Genomic DNA, 16,338 nt, shown 5'->3' with positions numbered 1-16,338 from the left:
TTATGCTACACTAATACTCCGCATAATGAAAAAGCAAATGGTTATTTACGGTAGTGGTCGCCATACCATACCTTTCTTAAATTACATTGCTAAAGCTACTGGTAAGCAAAAACCGAATATGTGTTTTATCCCTACAGCTAGTGGTGAAGACGAACAATATATTGCTTCGTTTTATGATGTTTGCTCTCAGATAGATGTTACTCCACATGTACTTTCCGTTTGGATCAATTCTTATGACCAAAAAGAATCGTTCGAAGAGATTATCTCTCGTATGGATGCTATAATTGTTGGTGGTGGAAATACATTGAATATGCTTGCTATTTGGAAAGCACAAGGCATTGATGTTGCCCTTAAGAATGCTTATGATAACGGCGTAGTTATGGGTGGCGGTAGCGCCGGCTCGCTTTGTTGGTTTAATGGTGGTACTACAGATTCTAGACCTAAAGAATTAAGTATCGTTGGTGGCATGACATTTATTGACAAAAGCCACTGTCCACATTACAATTCTGAAACTTCACGCAGACCATTGTATTTCGAGAATATTAAAACAGGTAAATTATCTGATGGTTACGCGTGTGACGACCGTTCTGCTATACATTTCATTGACGGCGAAGTTCATACTTCGATTTCCTTGAACGATGAAAACCATTCGTACTACGTGTATTTAAAAAATGGTGAAATTGTTGAAGAATTGATACCGAGTACTGTTATTTCTTAAGTTCTCTGATCTTATCCTAATTCTGTAATTTCTTGTTTAAATTATTGAAATAAATATTAGAGCATAATACTCTCGACACCCACCCCTAGCCTCTCCCAAGAGGGGAATAGTTCATGTATTAATTAAAATTCACAGCACTATTCCTGTTATCGTAATACTTCAAATCTCTCTGAAACTCCTAAATCAAAAACGTATTCCTCCCCTCTCGGGAGGGGATTGAGGGGGTGGGTAATACGGATGTTGAAATCAAGATTCTAAGGTTCAATTAAATAACCGTTCAATAGTTTCTAGAGCTTAAAGGTGAAATAGTAACCCTCGACACCCACCCCTAGCCCCTCCAGGGAGGGGAATAGTTCGTGCATTAATTAAAATTCACAGTACTATTCCTGTTATCCTAATATTTCAAAACCTCTCTGTAACTCTCAATCAAAAACGTATTCCTCCCCTCCTGGGAGGGGATTGAGGGGTGGGTTATACGGATGATGAAATAAAGATTCTAAAATTGAAAAACTAACCGTTCAATAATTTCTAGAACTTCATAGTGAAACGCTAAGCCTCGACACCCACCCCTAGCCCCTCCCAGGAGGGGAATAACTCCATGCTTTAATTAAAATTTACGGCACAATTCCTTTCATCTTAATACTTCAAATCTATCCGAAATTCCCAATCAAAAACGTATTCCTCCCCTCCTGGGAGGTAACTGAGGGGTGGGTATTACGGATGGTGAAATTATTTAAAATACCAACCACATTCTACAACCGCTTATAAGCCCTCAACACATTCTCAATCTTAACCTCGGTTTCTTCGTCTATATTCTGATGCTCTGGATTATCCTTTAACCATTTCACTGTTCTTTTAATGCCTTCCGAGAACGGAATGGTAGCTTTAAAGCCTGGTACAAAGGTTTTTATCTTGGTATTATCAAACAAGACACTTTCTGCTTTATCTGCCAATAACGTACCCGTAAATGATGGCTCTATTTTACAAATGAAGTCCGATGCTATATGCACTACTTTTGCTTCTTTCCCTAGGGCATCTGCCAGTATTTTGTAAATCATATTCCAAGTCAACACCTCATCAGATGTAATATGAAAAGCATGACCTATTGCGGTTTGTAAGCCTAAAAGTCCCACAAAACCTTTTGCAAAATCATCGGAATGGGTAACGGTCCATAACGATGTACCATCACCATGTATTATAATTTCTTTTCCTTCCAATATTCGCTTTGCGGTATTGTATTTATTGAATCCGCCAATGGCAATAGGTATTACAGTATCATAGGTTAACGATGGGCGAACAATGGTTATAGGAAATCCTTCTTCACGATATGCTTTTTGTAATCGGTCTTCGCACTGAATCTTACCTTGTGAATAATCCCAAAGATTATTATGTAGCGGTGTAGATTCCGTTATCACCGGATAACTCAACGGTGTTTGATAACAAGATGCAGAACTGATGAAAATGTATTGCTTGGTCTTTCCTTTGAACAAATCAATATCACGTTCAATATCATTGGGTGTAAAAGCTATCCAATTTACTACAACATCCCATTCATGTTTTTTAAGTTCCGTGAGTTCTTCGGGCTTGTTGATATCTCCAATAATACTATGCGCACCTTCAATAGTTATTTTAGCTTTACCCCTATTCAACACATATAAATCCATTCCTTTAGCCACAGCCAATCTACTACTGGGTGTACTAATATTTCCTGTTCCTCCTATAAATAATACTTTCATTTTTTTATTTTAATATACTCGAAAATCGAGATTGAATGTTTTTTTGGTTTGATGCGAGGTTACTTAATAAAGCTAAACACCTGATACATCTCTATAAAATGTTAATCCGTTTTTAAAGGGGTCGTAAAAAGCAAATTCTCGAGTACCCCAAGCTGTTTCCCTTAACAATGTATGAGCATGAAAAACATCTACCCTAGAGAATTCATTGTATAGAGATTCAATATTCTGTGAAACAATGCGTAGCATTGGTCTGTCTATATCTGCATCCCACATTTTTTGATTGTGCCATTGCAAGTGAATCTCTATATCATCCCTTAAAATACCTGCATACTTTGGGTTTTTAGCATCATCTGCAAAGGCAATTTTAAACCCTAATCGGTTTACATAAAAATCTAAAGCCTCAACTACATCCCAAACCGGAAGCACGGGATGAATTTGATGTAAATAGCCTTTTTCCTCCATACTGTGAAAATACAAAAAGGATTAAAAAATAGAATGTTAATACTTCCTCAATTCTCAACGCAAGAAGTTCATTTTTTTAAGTATTTCGCTATCTTCATGGCATCATTTCAAACCAAATTCAACACTATGAAAATTACTATTAAAACACTCTTTCTCCTATTTTTTACACTATCGGCTACTGCCCAAGTTTCTTCAAATCTTGAGCTGACCGATATTTTTAACATGGAGTATGTATCTGACCCACAGATATCGCCTGACGGAAGTAAAATTATCTACGTTCGTAATTTCAAAGACATTATGACCGATAGAAATTTATCTAATCTTTGGATGGTTAATTATGATGGTTCGCAAAATAGACCTATAACGACAGGTAACCAGAACGACTACTATCCTCGTTGGTCTCATGATGGAAAAAAAATCATCTTTAAATCTAACAAATCAGATAGCAAGATGAAATTATATGTCATGTGGATGGACACCAAAGAAATTGCTCCGCTCACCAACACACCTAAAGCACCGGGGGCGGTAAGTTGGTCTAATGATGACCGTTATTTAGCATTCACCATGTTTGTACCAGAAACGGAGCAGTCTATAGTTAAATTACCTGCTAAACCTGAAGGTGCTAAATGGAATACACCACCAACTTATATAGACAAGCTGAATTATAGAGGTGACGGACAGGGATATATTAAAGGAGGGCATAATCAAATATTCACCCTTTCTTTAGACGGTGGCACACCTAAACAACTGACGACATCAACGTTTGACCATGGCGCTCCTGTTTGGGCAAAGAATGACAAAACATTATATTTTTCGGCAAATTTTAATCCAGATGAAGCTTTTGAACCTGCAAATAGCGAAGTCTATGCTTTGGACGTTGCAACCGCTAAAGTATCTGCACTAACTGACAGATATGGTCCTGATAGTTCTCCAAAGGTTTCTCCTGATGGTAAAATGATTGCATACACGGGTAATGATGACAAATTACAAGGCTACCAAATCACCAATCTTTATGTAATGAATACCGACGGAAGCAATTCTAAATTACTTTCCGGAAATTTTGATAGAGACATTGCCAATGCACAATGGGCTAATGACGGCAAAGGTCTTTATTTTCAGTATGATACCGAAGGGGCTACCAAAATAGGTCATATTACGTTAGATGGAAAAGTAACTACCCTTGTTGAAGGTCTTGGCGGACTCTCCCTGGGAAGACCGTATAACGCTGGTGACTTTACCGTTTCTAAAAATTCTCGTTTTGCTTATACATTAGGAAATACCGAACACCCGTCTGATCTAGGTGCTGCCGATAAAAAGAGTTCTAAACGATTAACATTTGTAAATGATGATCTTTTCTCTTTTAGAGATCTAGGTAAGACTGAAGAGATTTGGTGGGAATCTACATATGACCAACAAAAAATACAAGGTTGGGTAGTTACTCCTCCAAACTTTGATCCAAATAAAAAATACCCTTTCATTCTTGAAATTCATGGCGGTCCATTTACAAGCTACGGTTCTGTGTATAGCGCAGAAATACAAGCATACGCAGCGGCAGGTTATGTGGTTCTTTATAGCAACCCACGCGGCAGTACAAGTTACGGAGCTGAATTTGGAAACTTAATTCACCACGATTATCCAAATCATGACTACGAAGATTTAATGAGCGGTGTTGATGCTGTTATTGAAAAAGGGTACGTAGATACCGATAATTTATATGTTACCGGTGGTAGTGGCGGCGGAGTGCTTACTGCATGGATAGTAGGCAAAACTGACCGTTTTAAAGCTGCTGTTGTTGCAAAACCTGTTATAAACTGGACAAGCTTTGTGCTTTATGCAGATGGCGCGGCTTTCTTTTCTAAATATTGGTTCGGCAAAAAACCTTGGGAAGATCCAGAAAACTATTTTAGACGCTCTCCACTTATGTATGTTGCCAATGTTACCACACCAACAATGCTACTTACAGGTGAGCAAGATTATAGAACACCTATTGCAGAATCTGAGCAATTCTATACCGCTCTTAAATTAGAAGGTGTAGAAACAGCTATGGTACGTATACCTGGTGCAGGGCATGGTATTGCCAACAGACCAAGTAATTTAATTGCGAAAATTGCCAGTGTATTGGCGTGGTTTGAAAAGTATAAGGATGCTGAATAAGAATTCATTGACATATTAAACATTTCAGTTATTTAATAACATTAAAAAATCCCGATTGCAAGTAGCAATCGGGATTTTTATTTTAAGCAATATTCTTAATCTACTTTTTTAGAAAAGAAATCAATATTTCGTTCAACTCTTCCGGGTGCGTAACATTGAGTCCATGTGGTGCACCTTTAATAACTTCATAAGTACTATCTTTTATACCTTCAGCTGCTTGTTTTGCAGATGTTTCAATAGGCACGGTAGCATCGGCATCACCATGTACAATCAATGTTGGTACGGTAACATTTTTTAATTCTGGTCTAAAATCTGTGTGCATCCACGCTAATGCGGCTTGTATTGTTGCTCTAGGTGAGGCGAAAGAAGCAATTGTAAAGTCATAATCTAATTGAGCCTGACTAATTCTTTCTCCTTTATTATCATCAAAATTGTAAAAACCTTTATGAAATTTTTCTTTAAGAAAGCCAACCCTATCTTTCTGTAACATATCTATTATACCATTTAAAGCATCTTCTGGAACTCCCGCAGGGTTATCTGGCTTTTGTTTTACTAAAGGAACAATAGAACTAACCAATGCTGCTTTCGCAATTCTATCGGAACCATAATCCGTTAAATAACGCACTACCTCTCCCCCTCCCATTGAAAAGCCTACTATTACGGCTTCTTTCAAATCCAATTCTTCTATTATGGCATTTAAATCACTTGCCATGGCAGAATAATCATATGCATTCCATGGTGAAGATGATGTACCAAAACCTCTGCGATCATATGATATGCAACGGTAGCCTTCCTCTACTATCTTCCACACTTGATGTTCCCATGATTTTCTACTCAAAGGCCAACCGTGGATTAATATTACCGGTTGTCCACTTCCATAATCTTCATAAAATATATCTACTTGTTCCTTTGCTTTTGTATTCGTTATAAATGGCATATTCTTATTTTAAAATTCAAATACAAGATAAATAGTAAATCATTATTTACATAACACTAAACATTAAATAATTGGTTCTAAAACTAATTACTTAATACCTTTATCCTAACCAATTAAATTACAGACCATGTTTATACCTGAACACTATAAGAACAACGATATTGAAGAGATTCATGACTTTTTAAAGAATAATAGTTTTGGCATCTTAATCAATACGATAAATGGAAAACCTTGGGGCACACATATTCCTTTAGAGCTAGGAAAAAGCTTGGACGGAAAAGATGTTCTTGTAGGTCATATTGCTAAAGCGAATTTACAGAGTAAAAATCTAGTAGATGGTGATGAAGTACTTTGCATTTTCAACGGTCCACATAGCTACATATCTTCCTCATGGTATAAAGATGAAGAAGTACCTACTTGGAACTATATTGCCGTTCACGTTTATGGTACAGTTAAAATTCAAAATTCAGAAGAACTATTGACATCATTACATGCTCTTGTAGATAAATATGAACAACAGTCTGAACATCCTATTTCACTAAATGACATGTCTAAAAAAACAATGCGGCAGGTAACAGGCATCATTGGTTTTGAAATTGAAATTAATGATATACAGGCTGTCAACAAATTATCACAAGGTAGAGAGCATGATCATCCAAAAATTATAAATGAGCTAGAAAAACAAACTCCTACAGAGAAAGCGGTTGCCACCGAAATGAAAAAGCGTCTACGCTAATCACCTTTTGACAAGTTAAAATAATTGCGAAAAGCATATATTGTTCATGCTGCTTTCATCTAATTTTAGATGTATTAAGTTTAAAAAAAATATAAAAAATTATGAGCGACGTAGCATCCATTTTTGAATTCAACAAAAAGACAGACCCTAAAGAATGGCAAATAGTCAATGACGATGTTATGGGCGGTTTATCTATGGGGCTTATACAAGTGAACCTTGAAGGTAATGGCGTATTCAGCGGACACGTTTCCTTAGAAAATAATGGCGGCTTTTGTCTTGTTAGGCATGATATAAATCGTATGCCTATTGATATGTTCTCGTCATTTATAATTAAATTAAAAGGAGATGGCAAGAAATATGCTTTTAGATGTAAATCTGGTGAACACCAAAGACACACCTATAGTTATGATTTTAAATCTAGTAAAGAGTGGCAAATTATTGAAATTCCGTTTAAAGAAATGGAACCTGTTTTTAGAGGTGAAGAATTAAAATTACCCAACTACCATGGCGACTATCTAGCTCAGATTGCATTTATTATCAAGAACGGTGTCAATGAGGATTTTAAGCTTGAAATAGATAGTATTAAATTAAAGTAATCCAAACCTCCCATTTAAAATAATCATTTTAAAAAAAATAAACATTGATTTTTATCATCTTTAAATACCTTAAATTTTTATAAGTTTAAGTAACCAATACTTAAACCTATGTACCACCAACTACAACCCATTAAAAAGTTAATTATTCCATTTAAGGTAGATGCACTGTTACCTAACGTACTAATATTAATACCTAGAGTAATTACAGGCTATCTTCTTTCTTTTGTTTTTGCAATAAATAAATTTGGAACACCATGGACTCCCACATCAATGGGGTTAGCGTATTTTGAGGTTTCAGATTGGTTTGTTGAATTGGTAAAACAATTTGGAACTCCATTCTCATTGATGCCAGAACTGTTTGCTTGGTCCGCAGGATTTACGGAAGCATTGGGCGGCATATTATTAATTTTAGGCCTAAATACGAGAATAACATCTTTCTTTATTACCGTAACTATGTTTACTACCATAGTATTTAGACCATGGGACTATTCGTGGAATATAATGCCAACTTTTATTTTCTTCTGTTTAGGTCTTTTCTATATGGGTTTTGGGTCAGGTAAATTTGGTCTAGATTATTTTCTTACGACCAAAGAATAAATAGACTTTTTAAATCTTACAATACCATACCTTTTCTTAAGTATTTAAAACTTACAATTCAGTAACACATTTTTACAATTGAGTGAATCGCTTTTTAAAAAAGCATATTCATAAGGCATCTTTGAAGTATCAATTAATCTTTAAAACCTTATAGAATGAAAAAGTTACTATTTACCCTAACCGTATTAGCAATGAGTTTTACCATGAATGCTCAAGAAAATGATGGCATCACCTTAACGGTCATCATTGAAAATGTGTTGAACAATGATGGTCATATTTTAAGCGGATTGCACAATGAAAATACCTTTATGAAAGCAGAAGCTATTAAAACGAGTAAAGACAAAGCTGAAACAGGAGAATTGATTATCACCTTTGAGAACATTCAACCGGGAGATTATGCCTTTTCAGTTCTTCATGATGCCAATGATAACAACCGTATGGATTTTGCCAACAACGGTATGCCTACTGAAGATTATGCCATGAGCGGTAGTTCCATGCCAATGGGACCACCAACGTTTAGTGATGCAAAGTTCCTTATTGGAGAAGAGGATATGGAATTAACCCTTCGTTTTTAGCATTAAATTATCGTCTGAATACCTGTTGCCAATAGGTTATAATAATGGTTTTTAGTAATTTTATAACCTTATACTATATACATGACCATTACCCAATTACAATACGTACTTGCTGTTGCCGAATACAAGAATTTTACATTAGCTGCCGAAAAAAGCTTTGTAACACAACCTACCTTAAGCATGCAAGTTCAAAAGCTTGAAGATGAACTAGATATACTTCTTTTTGATCGTAGTAAAAAACCAATTACTATTACAGAAGTAGGTAAAAAAATTGTAGCTCAGGCAAAGAATATTGTAAATGAAGCGGCGCGTATAAAAGATATTGTAGAACAAGAAAAAGGATATATAGGTGGGGATTATGTATTGGGAATTATCCCAACTATAATGCCCACTTTATTACCTATGTTTTTAAAGAATTTTATTCAAAAATATCCGAAGGTAAATCTTATAATTAAAGAACAGAATACAGAGAGTTTAATTCAAAATATTGAAGACGGCCACATTGATGCCGCAATAGCAGCTACGCCATTAGAGGTCGATTTTATTACCGAAAGACCATTGTACTATGAGCCTTTTGTTGGTTATGTACCTAAAGAACATCGTTTAGGAAATAGTTCTCAAATTACACCAGAAGATTTAGATATTGAAGATATTCTGTTACTTCAAGACGGACACTGTTTTAGAGAAGGGGTTCTTAACTTGTGTAAAGCACCAAAAATAGGTGGCGAACATTTTAGCTTACAAAGCGGTAGTTTTGAAACACTTATAAATCTATCTAATGAAGGATTAGGTATGACCCTACTTCCCTATCTAAATACTTTAGAACTTGACGATGTAAAAAAGAAGAATCTGAAGTATTTTAAGGATCCATCACCTGCACGTGAGGTAAGTCTTATTTACCATAAAAAAGAACTAAAAGTACAGATTACAGAGGCATTAAGAGATGTTATAACTGGTATTGTACGTGGAGCTATTGCATTTCAAGATGTGAAAATCATTAGTCCAATAAACAAATAATTAACTACTGCTTATTAAATCTATACAAACAACCCTCTACACAAATACCAGGGTAAGAAGGTGATAAGGTTAATCTAGTTTTACTTTCATTAAAGTTTGCGCTATAACCTAGCGTATCTTTTTCACCTTCAGTACTGAAATAGAGATACAACTCTTCATCTGTAATTTCATAAGTACCAGCATCTAAAAGGTTTTTATCGTGATCTGTTCTCTCATAATTTCCAAATTCATTGAAGAAGTAACGATATCCTTTATCCACATCTTTCCACTCTGTTGCACCACCAGGACTAACGTATGAAGCTGTCAACAACCACTCACCTACTAAATTAGTATTGTCAATTGGTGTATCATCATTTACATCATTACTTTCACAAGCAAGAAATGATAATGCAAAACATATAAATAGAAACTTAAGGTTCATAGAGCTTTTTTATTCTAGATACCAAAAAGATTAAATGGTTGCCTAAAAAAAAGAGCCACTTAACGTGGCTCTCTATTATGCTTTTAAATAAACTAAACTTTGATGTAATTCTGGTTTATCTGTTATATAACTTTCTAACCAGATTTTTAATTCCTCTGCCTCTTCTGGCAGCAGCGTCATTAACGCTTTCTTTAATTCTTTACAAAATAATAAGGTATCAAAACTAACCTTTTTAAGCACTGTTTTACTATACTCTAGCATAGACTTAGACATTTTGTTGTTAGATTAATAGATTTGTTGTTGTATAAAGGTAAACAGAAATGCAGTTTTAATATTGCATACAAAAAGTTAAAGTAATTACTTACTTGTTAAATTTTTATAACATTGATAAGTTTCCATTTTTGTAATTTCGAATACATGAAGAATTTTCTTTTTTTAGGAATAGTTTTGATCCTATTTTCAGCATGTAGTTCAAAGAAATCATTGATTTCAAAAACCTTTGACAAACAGTTATCATCTACTTTCTATCAAAATCAATTTACCGGAGTTTTGATTATTGATGCAACTACCAAAGACACGCTATATAATCTAAATAGCCACAAATATTTTATACCTGCCAGTAACACTAAAATTTTTACACTTTTTGCTGCGCTTAAAACACTGCCTGCAGAAATACCTTCTTTAAAATATATAGATCGTAACGACTCCATCTACTTTGAAGGAACAGGAGACCCGTCCTTTTTACATCCATATTTAAAAGATTCAACTGCTTTAAAGTTTTTACAACAGCATGATAATTTAGTATACTCTTCTGGAAATTTTGAAGATAAAAAATACGGACCAGGTTGGGCTTGGGATGATTACCAATGGTACTATTCCCCAGAAAAAAGCAATTTACCTATACATGGTAATGTTGTAATGACATATCGTAATGAAGCTTTACAAGTTTCCCCTACCTATTTTAAGGACAGTGTTATTCAATTGACAAACAAGAATAACCGTAATGAATTCTCTAATACCTTTTACTATCCCACACAATCTAGAGATACTCTTGAAACGCCATTTATCACAAGTAACTTTACTACCAAATCAATTTTAGAAAACCTATTGAATAAAAAGATAGGAATGAATGTTGCTATGCCCTCTGGAAAAAAACGGACTTTATACGGTATTTCTTCAGATTCGTTGTACGTAAGAATGATGCATGAAAGCGATAATTTTATAGCTGAACAATTATTGCTACTGGCTGGTTCTGAATTGAAAGATACCTTGAACAGTGAACTGATAAGAACTCACATTCTAAAAAATGAACTGAAAGATTTAAAACAAACCCCTAGATGGGTAGATGGATCCGGACTATCACGTTACAACCTATTTACGCCACAAAACATGGTAAGCGTTTTAGATAAGCTTCATAACCAAATTCCCAAAGAGCGTTTGTTTGCTATTTTTCCGACTGGCGGAGTATCCGGGACTTTAAAGAATAGATTCGCTGGTGATGGGCAACCTTACATCTATGCAAAATCTGGTAGTTTAAGCAATAACTATTGTCTTAGCGGATATCTACTGACAACATCTGGTAAAACTTTGATTTTTAGTTTTATGAACAATCATTATAGAAAGTCAACGAGGGAAGAAAGGTCTAGAATGGAACAAATGCTTAAAACACTAAGAGATACCTATTGACTATTTCACTTTCGCAGATAAATTTTTAGCGTATTTCTCTTTCAACATTTTAATTTTAGGCGAGATATGCGTTTTACAAAATGGCTTCTCCGTATCGCTAAAATAGTAATTATGGAATCTTTCTTCAGATGATCTAAAATCACCAAATGGTAATATTGCCGTTATTAATTCACCCTTATACTCCTCTTGCTTATCGGTCATTATTTGCATCAGCACAGGTATGAATTCGCGATTAAAGCAATAAATAGCAGACCTATATTTATTTCGCATAGAATGATTTTCCGTACTTCTATGCGTATCTAAATGAATAGCTACTAAATCTTTCAAATCAATTTTACTAGCATTATAGTGTACGATAACGGCTTCGGAAAAATCTATTGGGTTTTCTTTTGGGGAAATAAAACCTTGTTCTACTTTTTCAACTCCGTTGAGCGCCATAAATACAGCTTCGGTACACCAATGGCATCCACCACCAAATCCGACTTTATGGACATTTTTCATATTCTTATAGTCGGTCATCAATGATTAAACTAACCCGTTCAGTTTTGCATATTGTAACAGCATGATAGTTTTGGCATCTTTGATTTCTCCTCTCGCTACCATCTTCATAGCGTCATTAAAATCTAACTCTAATACCTCAATATTTTCGGTTTCATCTTCCGCACCTCCACCTTCACTTACTTTCATACTATCGTCATATTCGCCCACAAATAAATAAACGATTTCGGTTACCGAACCCGGAGACATGTAGGTTTGAAACACCTTCTGTACATTACTTATTTTATATCCTGTTTCTTCCTCCGTTTCCTTACGTACACAATCGGCAGGGTTATCGCCATCTAGGAGTCCGGCACAAACCTCTATCATCATTCCGTCTTCATTTCCGTTCACATATGTTGGCATTCTAAACTGGCGTGTAAGAACAATAGTTCCTTTTTTAGAGCTATATAATAAAATAGCTGCCCCGTTACCCCTATCGTAAGCTTCACGCTCTTGTGTTTCCCAAGTACCATCTGGGCGTTGATACTTAAATGTATATTTATGTAACCTATACCAATTATCAGAAAGTAATTTTTTCTCGACGTCTTTGATGCTTCCGTTTTTCAATTGATTTGAATTTATAATTCGATTATAAAGATATAACTAGTACCGCCTAATTCATAACATAAGTACTTATGTCCGCTATTCTTCTACGGTAATAGCTTTAAATCCGTTATCCAGCAAAAACTATTGTTCCATAAAACTCTTTTTAGTTATCTTTTCAATACAAACTCTAAACTACGACAACCTTGAAACCACTCTACCTCTTCGCCTTTTTACTTTTAATTTGTTCAACCTCTTGTAAAGATGACAAAGCTTCTGACGAACATAAAGAACTACCTAGAATTGCTATTGCCGGTTTGGGTATTGAAAGTAGTACCTTCTCACCTGCCCTTTCTACAGAAGAGGCTTTTCACGCAAAAGTGGGCGACTCGGTTTTTAGCAGATATCCATTTTTACAACCAGACTCCGTAAATAGAAAAAGAGCGGAATGGGTACCTACGCTAGTTGGTAAATCACTACCTGGCGGTACGGTTACACGAGAAGCATACGAATCTTTGGTGACTAAAAGTTTACAATTATTAGACGAAAACAAGCCGTATGACGGACTCTTTTTTGACATACACGGCGCAATGAGCGTTGTTGGTCTAGATGATCCTGAAGGTGATTTTATTGCTCGTATTCGCAAAGTTCTTGGTAATGATGTATTGATTTCAACTTCTATGGATCTACACGGCAATGTTTCTGAACGACTAGCTAAACACACTGATTTAATCACCTGTTACCGTATGGCGCCGCATGAAGATGCTATTGAATCTAAAAAGCGAGCAGTTACCAATTTAATTGATAGGTTGGAGAACGGTAAAGGGAAACCGGCTTTTAAAGCTTGGGTTCCTGTACCTATTCTATTACCCGGAGAAAAAACTAGTACGCGTATAGAACCAGGTAAAAGTCTTTATGCCAAAGTACCTACAGTTGCCGATCAAGACGGTGTAATTGATGCAGCAATTTGGATTGGTTATGCTTGGGCAGATGAACCTCGTAACCATGCCGTAGTAATGGTTACGGGTGATGATAAAGAAAAAGTAGCAAAGGGTGCCGAGAAATTAGCACAAAGCTTTTGGGATGTTCGTAATGAATTTGAATTTGTAGCACCTACAACAACCTTAGACGAAAGTTTAAAATTGGCATTGGCAAGTGATAAGAAACCTTACATGATTAGTGATATGGGAGATAACCCTACCGCTGGTGGTGCCGGTGATGTAACTTGGACTTTGAAAGAGCTATTGGCTAGACCAGAATTTACATCTAAAAACGGAAAGTCCTTAATCTATGCTTCAATACCAGGACCAGAATTTGTAGAAAAAGCAAAGGAAGTAGGTGTTGGCGGAAAAATTAAAGCGGAAGCAGGTGCTGCCGTAGACCATAGATTCGCCGGACCTTTATTATTGGACGGGACGATAACTGCAATAAAAGAAGGCGATACAAATGCCGAAGTTGAAGTCGTTGTAAAAGTGGGGAATATTGATGTTATCGTGACTAAAAAACGAAAGCCTTACCACCACATGAGCGATTTTACCAACTTAGGTTTGAACCCTAAAAACGCTAATATTGTAGTTGTGAAAATTGGCTACCTAGTACCTGAGTTGTACGATATGCGTGGCGATTGGACCATGGCGCTTACTCCGGGAGGCGTTGATCAAGACCTGAATCGTTTAGGATATAAGAGAATAAAAAGACCAATGTTTCCATTAGATAGTTTAATGACACAGCCAGATTTAACACCAAGGTGGATTCCTGCTTCAGATGTGGAATAATTAAACTGTAATCGCTTTGTTCAAATAACGCCTAAACGGAAGCATTTCTTTATAGGCGTTAATCAACTCGTCATTAAAATTAGCTTTGTTGGTATCTTTAGTATCAAATTCTTGAAAAACGGCAAAAGTCTTGTTTTTGAGCAATTCTATATGCTTATGATCTTTGGTAAATCCTTTAGGTGCGTTTGTTAGTTTCGCATCTTCAAAAAGATCTCCAAAACGAGTTTTAAAAGATTTCTTATCTAAAATTTTCACTAATTCCTCCCCGTCATAATCTATAGCATCACGAATACTGCGTAATACTTTAGACTCTGGTCTCCATAATCCGCCTGCGAAAACGCAACGTTCAATTCCCAGTTCAAAATAGAAATCCGCTGTTTTTGGTTTCTTGTCAAATCCCGCTCCAAAATGGTCTTTGTACACCGGTTTATTGGGATGAAACATCAAGTTATTATTAATACGATTTATTCCCTTCTTACCAGGAGTATCATAATATTCATCATCAATATCAGCAAGTCTTTTATTCATACTATTAAGCCAATCAATGTATTCATCACGTACTTGCTTGTACCATTTACGATTGGCATCCATCCACTCCTTAGCATTGTTTTTCTGCAATTCTTTAAGGAATTCTATCTGGTTTTTGAAACTCATGTATTCGTTGTTGGTTGTTGGAAAATAAACTCAAGTTCAAGAGTCAAGTTCAAAAATCAAACTCAAACTCAAACTCAAAAATCAAATTCAAATATTCTTTGTACTTCGTACTTAATACCTTCGGCTTTTGGCTTTTGGCTTTTGGCTTTTGGCTTTTGGCTTTTGCAAAAACTACAATTTAGCTTCGCTTAATTCTCCTAAAATGCCTGATCCAAAACAAGTCTATTTTCTATACTCTATTTTCACGCTTCTAACTTTAGACTTAGTACTTAATACTTTGTACTTTTCACTTTGTACCCCTACTTTGTACTCTTTACCTTGTCCTTAAATCTTAAAACCTAGTATCTCCACCAACAATATCTCCTAGCGTACCAAGAATACTACCTTCTCCTTTATCCTTTCCTCCTCTTGGTATAGATGCCAGCACTCTACCTGCCAAACGACTGAATGGTAAGGATTGAATATATACTGTTCCCGGTCCACGAAGGGTTGCAAAGAATAAGCCTTCTCCACCGAAAACTGTATTTCTTATTCCGCCTACAAATTCAATATCGTAATCTACATCTTTGGTAAAACCTACAATACAACCGGTATCAACTTTTATAACCTCACCAGGTGCCAAAGTCTTTTTTGCCAGTGTACCACCAGCATGAACGAAAGCCATTCCGTCACCCTCTAGTTTTTGCATGATGAAACCTTCGCCACCAAAGAGTCCGCGACCCAATTTCTTTGAAAACTCAATGCCAACGGATACTCCTTGTGCTGCACATAAAAAGGCATCTTTTTGGCAAACGAAACGACCACCCATTTCAGAAAGGTCAATTGGTAGAATTTTACCAGGATACGGAGAAGCAAAACTTACTTGCTTTTTACCCTGACCTATATTTAAAAATGCCGTCATGAACAGACTTTCGCCGGTCAACATTCTTTTTCCAGCAGAAAATATTTTACCTAAAACGCTATTGTCTTGGTTGCTACCATCACCAAAAATGGTACTCATTTTAATATCGGTATCCATCATCATAAAGCTACCTGCTTCGGCAACAACTGCTTCTTGCGGGTCTAGCTCTATTTCAACGTATTGCATTTCTTCTCCAAAAATCTCGTAGTCTATTTCGTGTGCGTTCATTTGTATATTGTTTTTGATTGATGCTTATTAGTTGCAGGAAGTAGACGTTTTGTTACATCAAA

General features: G+C 35.8%; 18 protein-coding genes. 9 read left to right on the top strand and 9 right to left on the bottom strand.

What is annotated here, in order from left to right:
* The first annotated feature begins 25 nt into the window (after window positions 1-25).
* The gene (locus tag PXD56_RS15785; protein WP_276494309.1) at window positions 26-718 is read left to right on the top strand and encodes a Type 1 glutamine amidotransferase-like domain-containing protein; all 693 of its coding nucleotides are present in this window, start codon (window positions 26-28) and stop codon (window positions 716-718) included.
* Between the two features lie 752 nt (window positions 719-1,470).
* Here the strand turns inward: PXD56_RS15785 and PXD56_RS15780 are convergent.
* Together PXD56_RS15780 and PXD56_RS15775 are read right to left on the bottom strand one after the other, a co-directional pair.
* Window positions 1,471-2,454 (bottom strand): SDR family oxidoreductase, encoded by a 984-nt coding sequence (locus PXD56_RS15780; protein ID WP_276494308.1) that lies wholly within the window; start codon window positions 2,452-2,454, stop codon window positions 1,471-1,473.
* Between the two features lie 72 nt (window positions 2,455-2,526).
* Window positions 2,527-2,916: a glyoxalase superfamily protein gene (locus PXD56_RS15775; RefSeq protein ID WP_276494307.1), complete on the bottom strand. Its 390-nt coding sequence runs from the start codon at window positions 2,914-2,916 to the stop codon at window positions 2,527-2,529.
* A gap of 126 nt (window positions 2,917-3,042) precedes the next feature.
* On the opposite strand from PXD56_RS15775, the gene PXD56_RS15770 reads away from it, so the two are divergent.
* The gene (locus tag PXD56_RS15770) at window positions 3,043-5,070 is read left to right on the top strand and encodes a S9 family peptidase (RefSeq protein ID WP_276494306.1); all 2,028 of its coding nucleotides are present in this window, start codon (window positions 3,043-3,045) and stop codon (window positions 5,068-5,070) included.
* Between the two features lie 100 nt (window positions 5,071-5,170).
* On the opposite strand, the gene PXD56_RS15765 is transcribed toward PXD56_RS15770, so the two are convergent.
* A complete protein-coding gene (locus PXD56_RS15765; RefSeq protein ID WP_276494305.1) occupies window positions 5,171-6,007 on the bottom strand; it encodes an alpha/beta fold hydrolase in 837 nt (278 codons plus the stop codon).
* Between the two features lie 127 nt (window positions 6,008-6,134).
* On the opposite strand from PXD56_RS15765, the gene PXD56_RS15760 reads away from it, so the two are divergent.
* From PXD56_RS15760 to PXD56_RS15740, 5 genes are all read left to right on the top strand, one after another.
* Entirely contained in the window at window positions 6,135-6,743 is a 609-nt protein-coding gene (locus tag PXD56_RS15760) for an FMN-binding negative transcriptional regulator (RefSeq protein WP_276494304.1), read from the top strand.
* Between the two features lie 101 nt (window positions 6,744-6,844).
* Entirely contained in the window at window positions 6,845-7,339 is a 495-nt protein-coding gene (locus PXD56_RS15755; RefSeq protein ID WP_276494303.1) for a CIA30 family protein, read from the top strand.
* Between the two features lie 108 nt (window positions 7,340-7,447).
* On the top strand, window positions 7,448-7,936 hold the full coding sequence (locus tag PXD56_RS15750) for a DoxX family membrane protein (RefSeq protein ID WP_276494302.1): 489 nt from the start codon (window positions 7,448-7,450) through the stop codon (window positions 7,934-7,936).
* A gap of 155 nt (window positions 7,937-8,091) precedes the next feature.
* Window positions 8,092-8,511, top strand: a complete 420-nt coding sequence (locus tag PXD56_RS15745; protein ID WP_276494301.1) for a DUF2141 domain-containing protein — start codon at window positions 8,092-8,094, stop codon at window positions 8,509-8,511.
* Window positions 8,512-8,592: 81 nt separating this feature from the next.
* Window positions 8,593-9,528 (top strand): LysR substrate-binding domain-containing protein, encoded by a 936-nt coding sequence (locus PXD56_RS15740; RefSeq protein WP_276494300.1) that lies wholly within the window; start codon window positions 8,593-8,595, stop codon window positions 9,526-9,528.
* A 4-nt stretch (window positions 9,529-9,532) separates the two neighbouring features.
* Here PXD56_RS15740 and PXD56_RS15735 read toward each other — a convergent pair whose 3' ends face one another.
* A complete protein-coding gene (locus PXD56_RS15735; RefSeq protein ID WP_276494299.1) occupies window positions 9,533-9,949 on the bottom strand; it encodes a lipocalin family protein in 417 nt (138 codons plus the stop codon).
* Window positions 9,950-10,024: 75 nt separating this feature from the next.
* Window positions 10,025-10,222 carry a hypothetical protein gene (locus PXD56_RS15730; protein ID WP_276494298.1) on the bottom strand — a complete coding sequence of 66 codons (198 nt, stop codon included), beginning with the start codon at window positions 10,220-10,222 and terminating at the stop codon, window positions 10,025-10,027.
* Between the two features lie 144 nt (window positions 10,223-10,366).
* On the opposite strand from PXD56_RS15730, the gene PXD56_RS15725 reads away from it, so the two are divergent.
* Entirely contained in the window at window positions 10,367-11,635 is a 1,269-nt protein-coding gene (locus tag PXD56_RS15725; RefSeq protein WP_276494297.1) for a D-alanyl-D-alanine carboxypeptidase/D-alanyl-D-alanine-endopeptidase, read from the top strand.
* Here the strand turns inward: PXD56_RS15725 and PXD56_RS15720 are convergent, their stop codons facing one another.
* Together PXD56_RS15720 and nudK are read right to left on the bottom strand one after the other, a co-directional pair.
* Window positions 11,636-12,136, bottom strand: coding sequence for a peptide-methionine (S)-S-oxide reductase (locus PXD56_RS15720; RefSeq protein ID WP_276494296.1), 501 nt, complete (start codon window positions 12,134-12,136; stop codon window positions 11,636-11,638).
* A gap of 24 nt (window positions 12,137-12,160) precedes the next feature.
* Window positions 12,161-12,742: a GDP-mannose pyrophosphatase NudK gene (nudK, locus tag PXD56_RS15715; protein ID WP_276494295.1), complete on the bottom strand. Its 582-nt coding sequence runs from the start codon at window positions 12,740-12,742 to the stop codon at window positions 12,161-12,163.
* A 182-nt stretch (window positions 12,743-12,924) separates the two neighbouring features.
* Between nudK and PXD56_RS15710 the strand changes: the two genes are divergently transcribed.
* Window positions 12,925-14,493: a M81 family metallopeptidase gene (locus tag PXD56_RS15710; protein ID WP_276494294.1), complete on the top strand. Its 1,569-nt coding sequence runs from the start codon at window positions 12,925-12,927 to the stop codon at window positions 14,491-14,493.
* Here PXD56_RS15710 and PXD56_RS15705 read toward each other — a convergent pair whose 3' ends face one another.
* Both PXD56_RS15705 and PXD56_RS15700 read right to left on the bottom strand, forming a co-directional pair.
* Complete coding sequence (locus PXD56_RS15705; protein ID WP_276494293.1) at window positions 14,494-15,147, bottom strand: DUF2461 domain-containing protein; 654 nt, start codon at window positions 15,145-15,147, stop codon at window positions 14,494-14,496.
* 331 nt (window positions 15,148-15,478) lie between these two features.
* On the bottom strand, window positions 15,479-16,276 hold the full coding sequence (locus PXD56_RS15700; protein WP_276494292.1) for a TIGR00266 family protein: 798 nt from the start codon (window positions 16,274-16,276) through the stop codon (window positions 15,479-15,481).
* Window positions 16,277-16,338: the final 62 nt, after the last annotated feature.

This window comes from Maribacter zhoushanensis (genome assembly GCF_029350975.1).
GTDB classification, from domain to species: Bacteria; Bacteroidota; Bacteroidia; order Flavobacteriales; family Flavobacteriaceae; genus Maribacter; species Maribacter zhoushanensis.
This window is presented reverse-complemented; position numbering and strand designations above follow the sequence as displayed.

Excerpts from the sequence above, each read along its gene's own strand:
- PXD56_RS15720 (WP_276494296.1), bottom strand. The coding sequence starts at position 12,136 with ATGAAAAATGTCCATAAAGTCGGATTTGGTGGTGGATGCCATTGGTGT.
- PXD56_RS15735 (WP_276494299.1), bottom strand. The coding sequence starts at position 9,949 with ATGAACCTTAAGTTTCTATTTATATGTTTTGCATTATCATTTCTTGCT.
- PXD56_RS15740 (WP_276494300.1), top strand. The coding sequence starts at position 8,593 with ATGACCATTACCCAATTACAATACGTACTTGCTGTTGCCGAATACAAG.
- PXD56_RS15730 (WP_276494298.1), bottom strand. The coding sequence starts at position 10,222 with ATGTCTAAGTCTATGCTAGAGTATAGTAAAACAGTGCTTAAAAAGGTT.
- PXD56_RS15745 (WP_276494301.1), top strand. The coding sequence starts at position 8,092 with ATGAAAAAGTTACTATTTACCCTAACCGTATTAGCAATGAGTTTTACC.
- PXD56_RS15750 (WP_276494302.1), top strand. The coding sequence starts at position 7,448 with ATGTACCACCAACTACAACCCATTAAAAAGTTAATTATTCCATTTAAG.
- PXD56_RS15765 (WP_276494305.1), bottom strand. The coding sequence starts at position 6,007 with ATGCCATTTATAACGAATACAAAAGCAAAGGAACAAGTAGATATATTT.
- PXD56_RS15705 (WP_276494293.1), bottom strand. The coding sequence starts at position 15,147 with ATGAGTTTCAAAAACCAGATAGAATTCCTTAAAGAATTGCAGAAAAAC.
- PXD56_RS15780 (WP_276494308.1), bottom strand. The coding sequence starts at position 2,454 with ATGAAAGTATTATTTATAGGAGGAACAGGAAATATTAGTACACCCAGT.
- PXD56_RS15770 (WP_276494306.1), top strand. The coding sequence starts at position 3,043 with ATGAAAATTACTATTAAAACACTCTTTCTCCTATTTTTTACACTATCG.
- PXD56_RS15725 (WP_276494297.1), top strand. The coding sequence starts at position 10,367 with ATGAAGAATTTTCTTTTTTTAGGAATAGTTTTGATCCTATTTTCAGCA.
- PXD56_RS15755 (WP_276494303.1), top strand. The coding sequence starts at position 6,845 with ATGAGCGACGTAGCATCCATTTTTGAATTCAACAAAAAGACAGACCCT.
- PXD56_RS15760 (WP_276494304.1), top strand. The coding sequence starts at position 6,135 with ATGTTTATACCTGAACACTATAAGAACAACGATATTGAAGAGATTCAT.
- PXD56_RS15775 (WP_276494307.1), bottom strand. The coding sequence starts at position 2,916 with ATGGAGGAAAAAGGCTATTTACATCAAATTCATCCCGTGCTTCCGGTT.
- PXD56_RS15785 (WP_276494309.1), top strand. The coding sequence starts at position 26 with ATGAAAAAGCAAATGGTTATTTACGGTAGTGGTCGCCATACCATACCT.
- PXD56_RS15700 (WP_276494292.1), bottom strand. The coding sequence starts at position 16,276 with ATGAACGCACACGAAATAGACTACGAGATTTTTGGAGAAGAAATGCAA.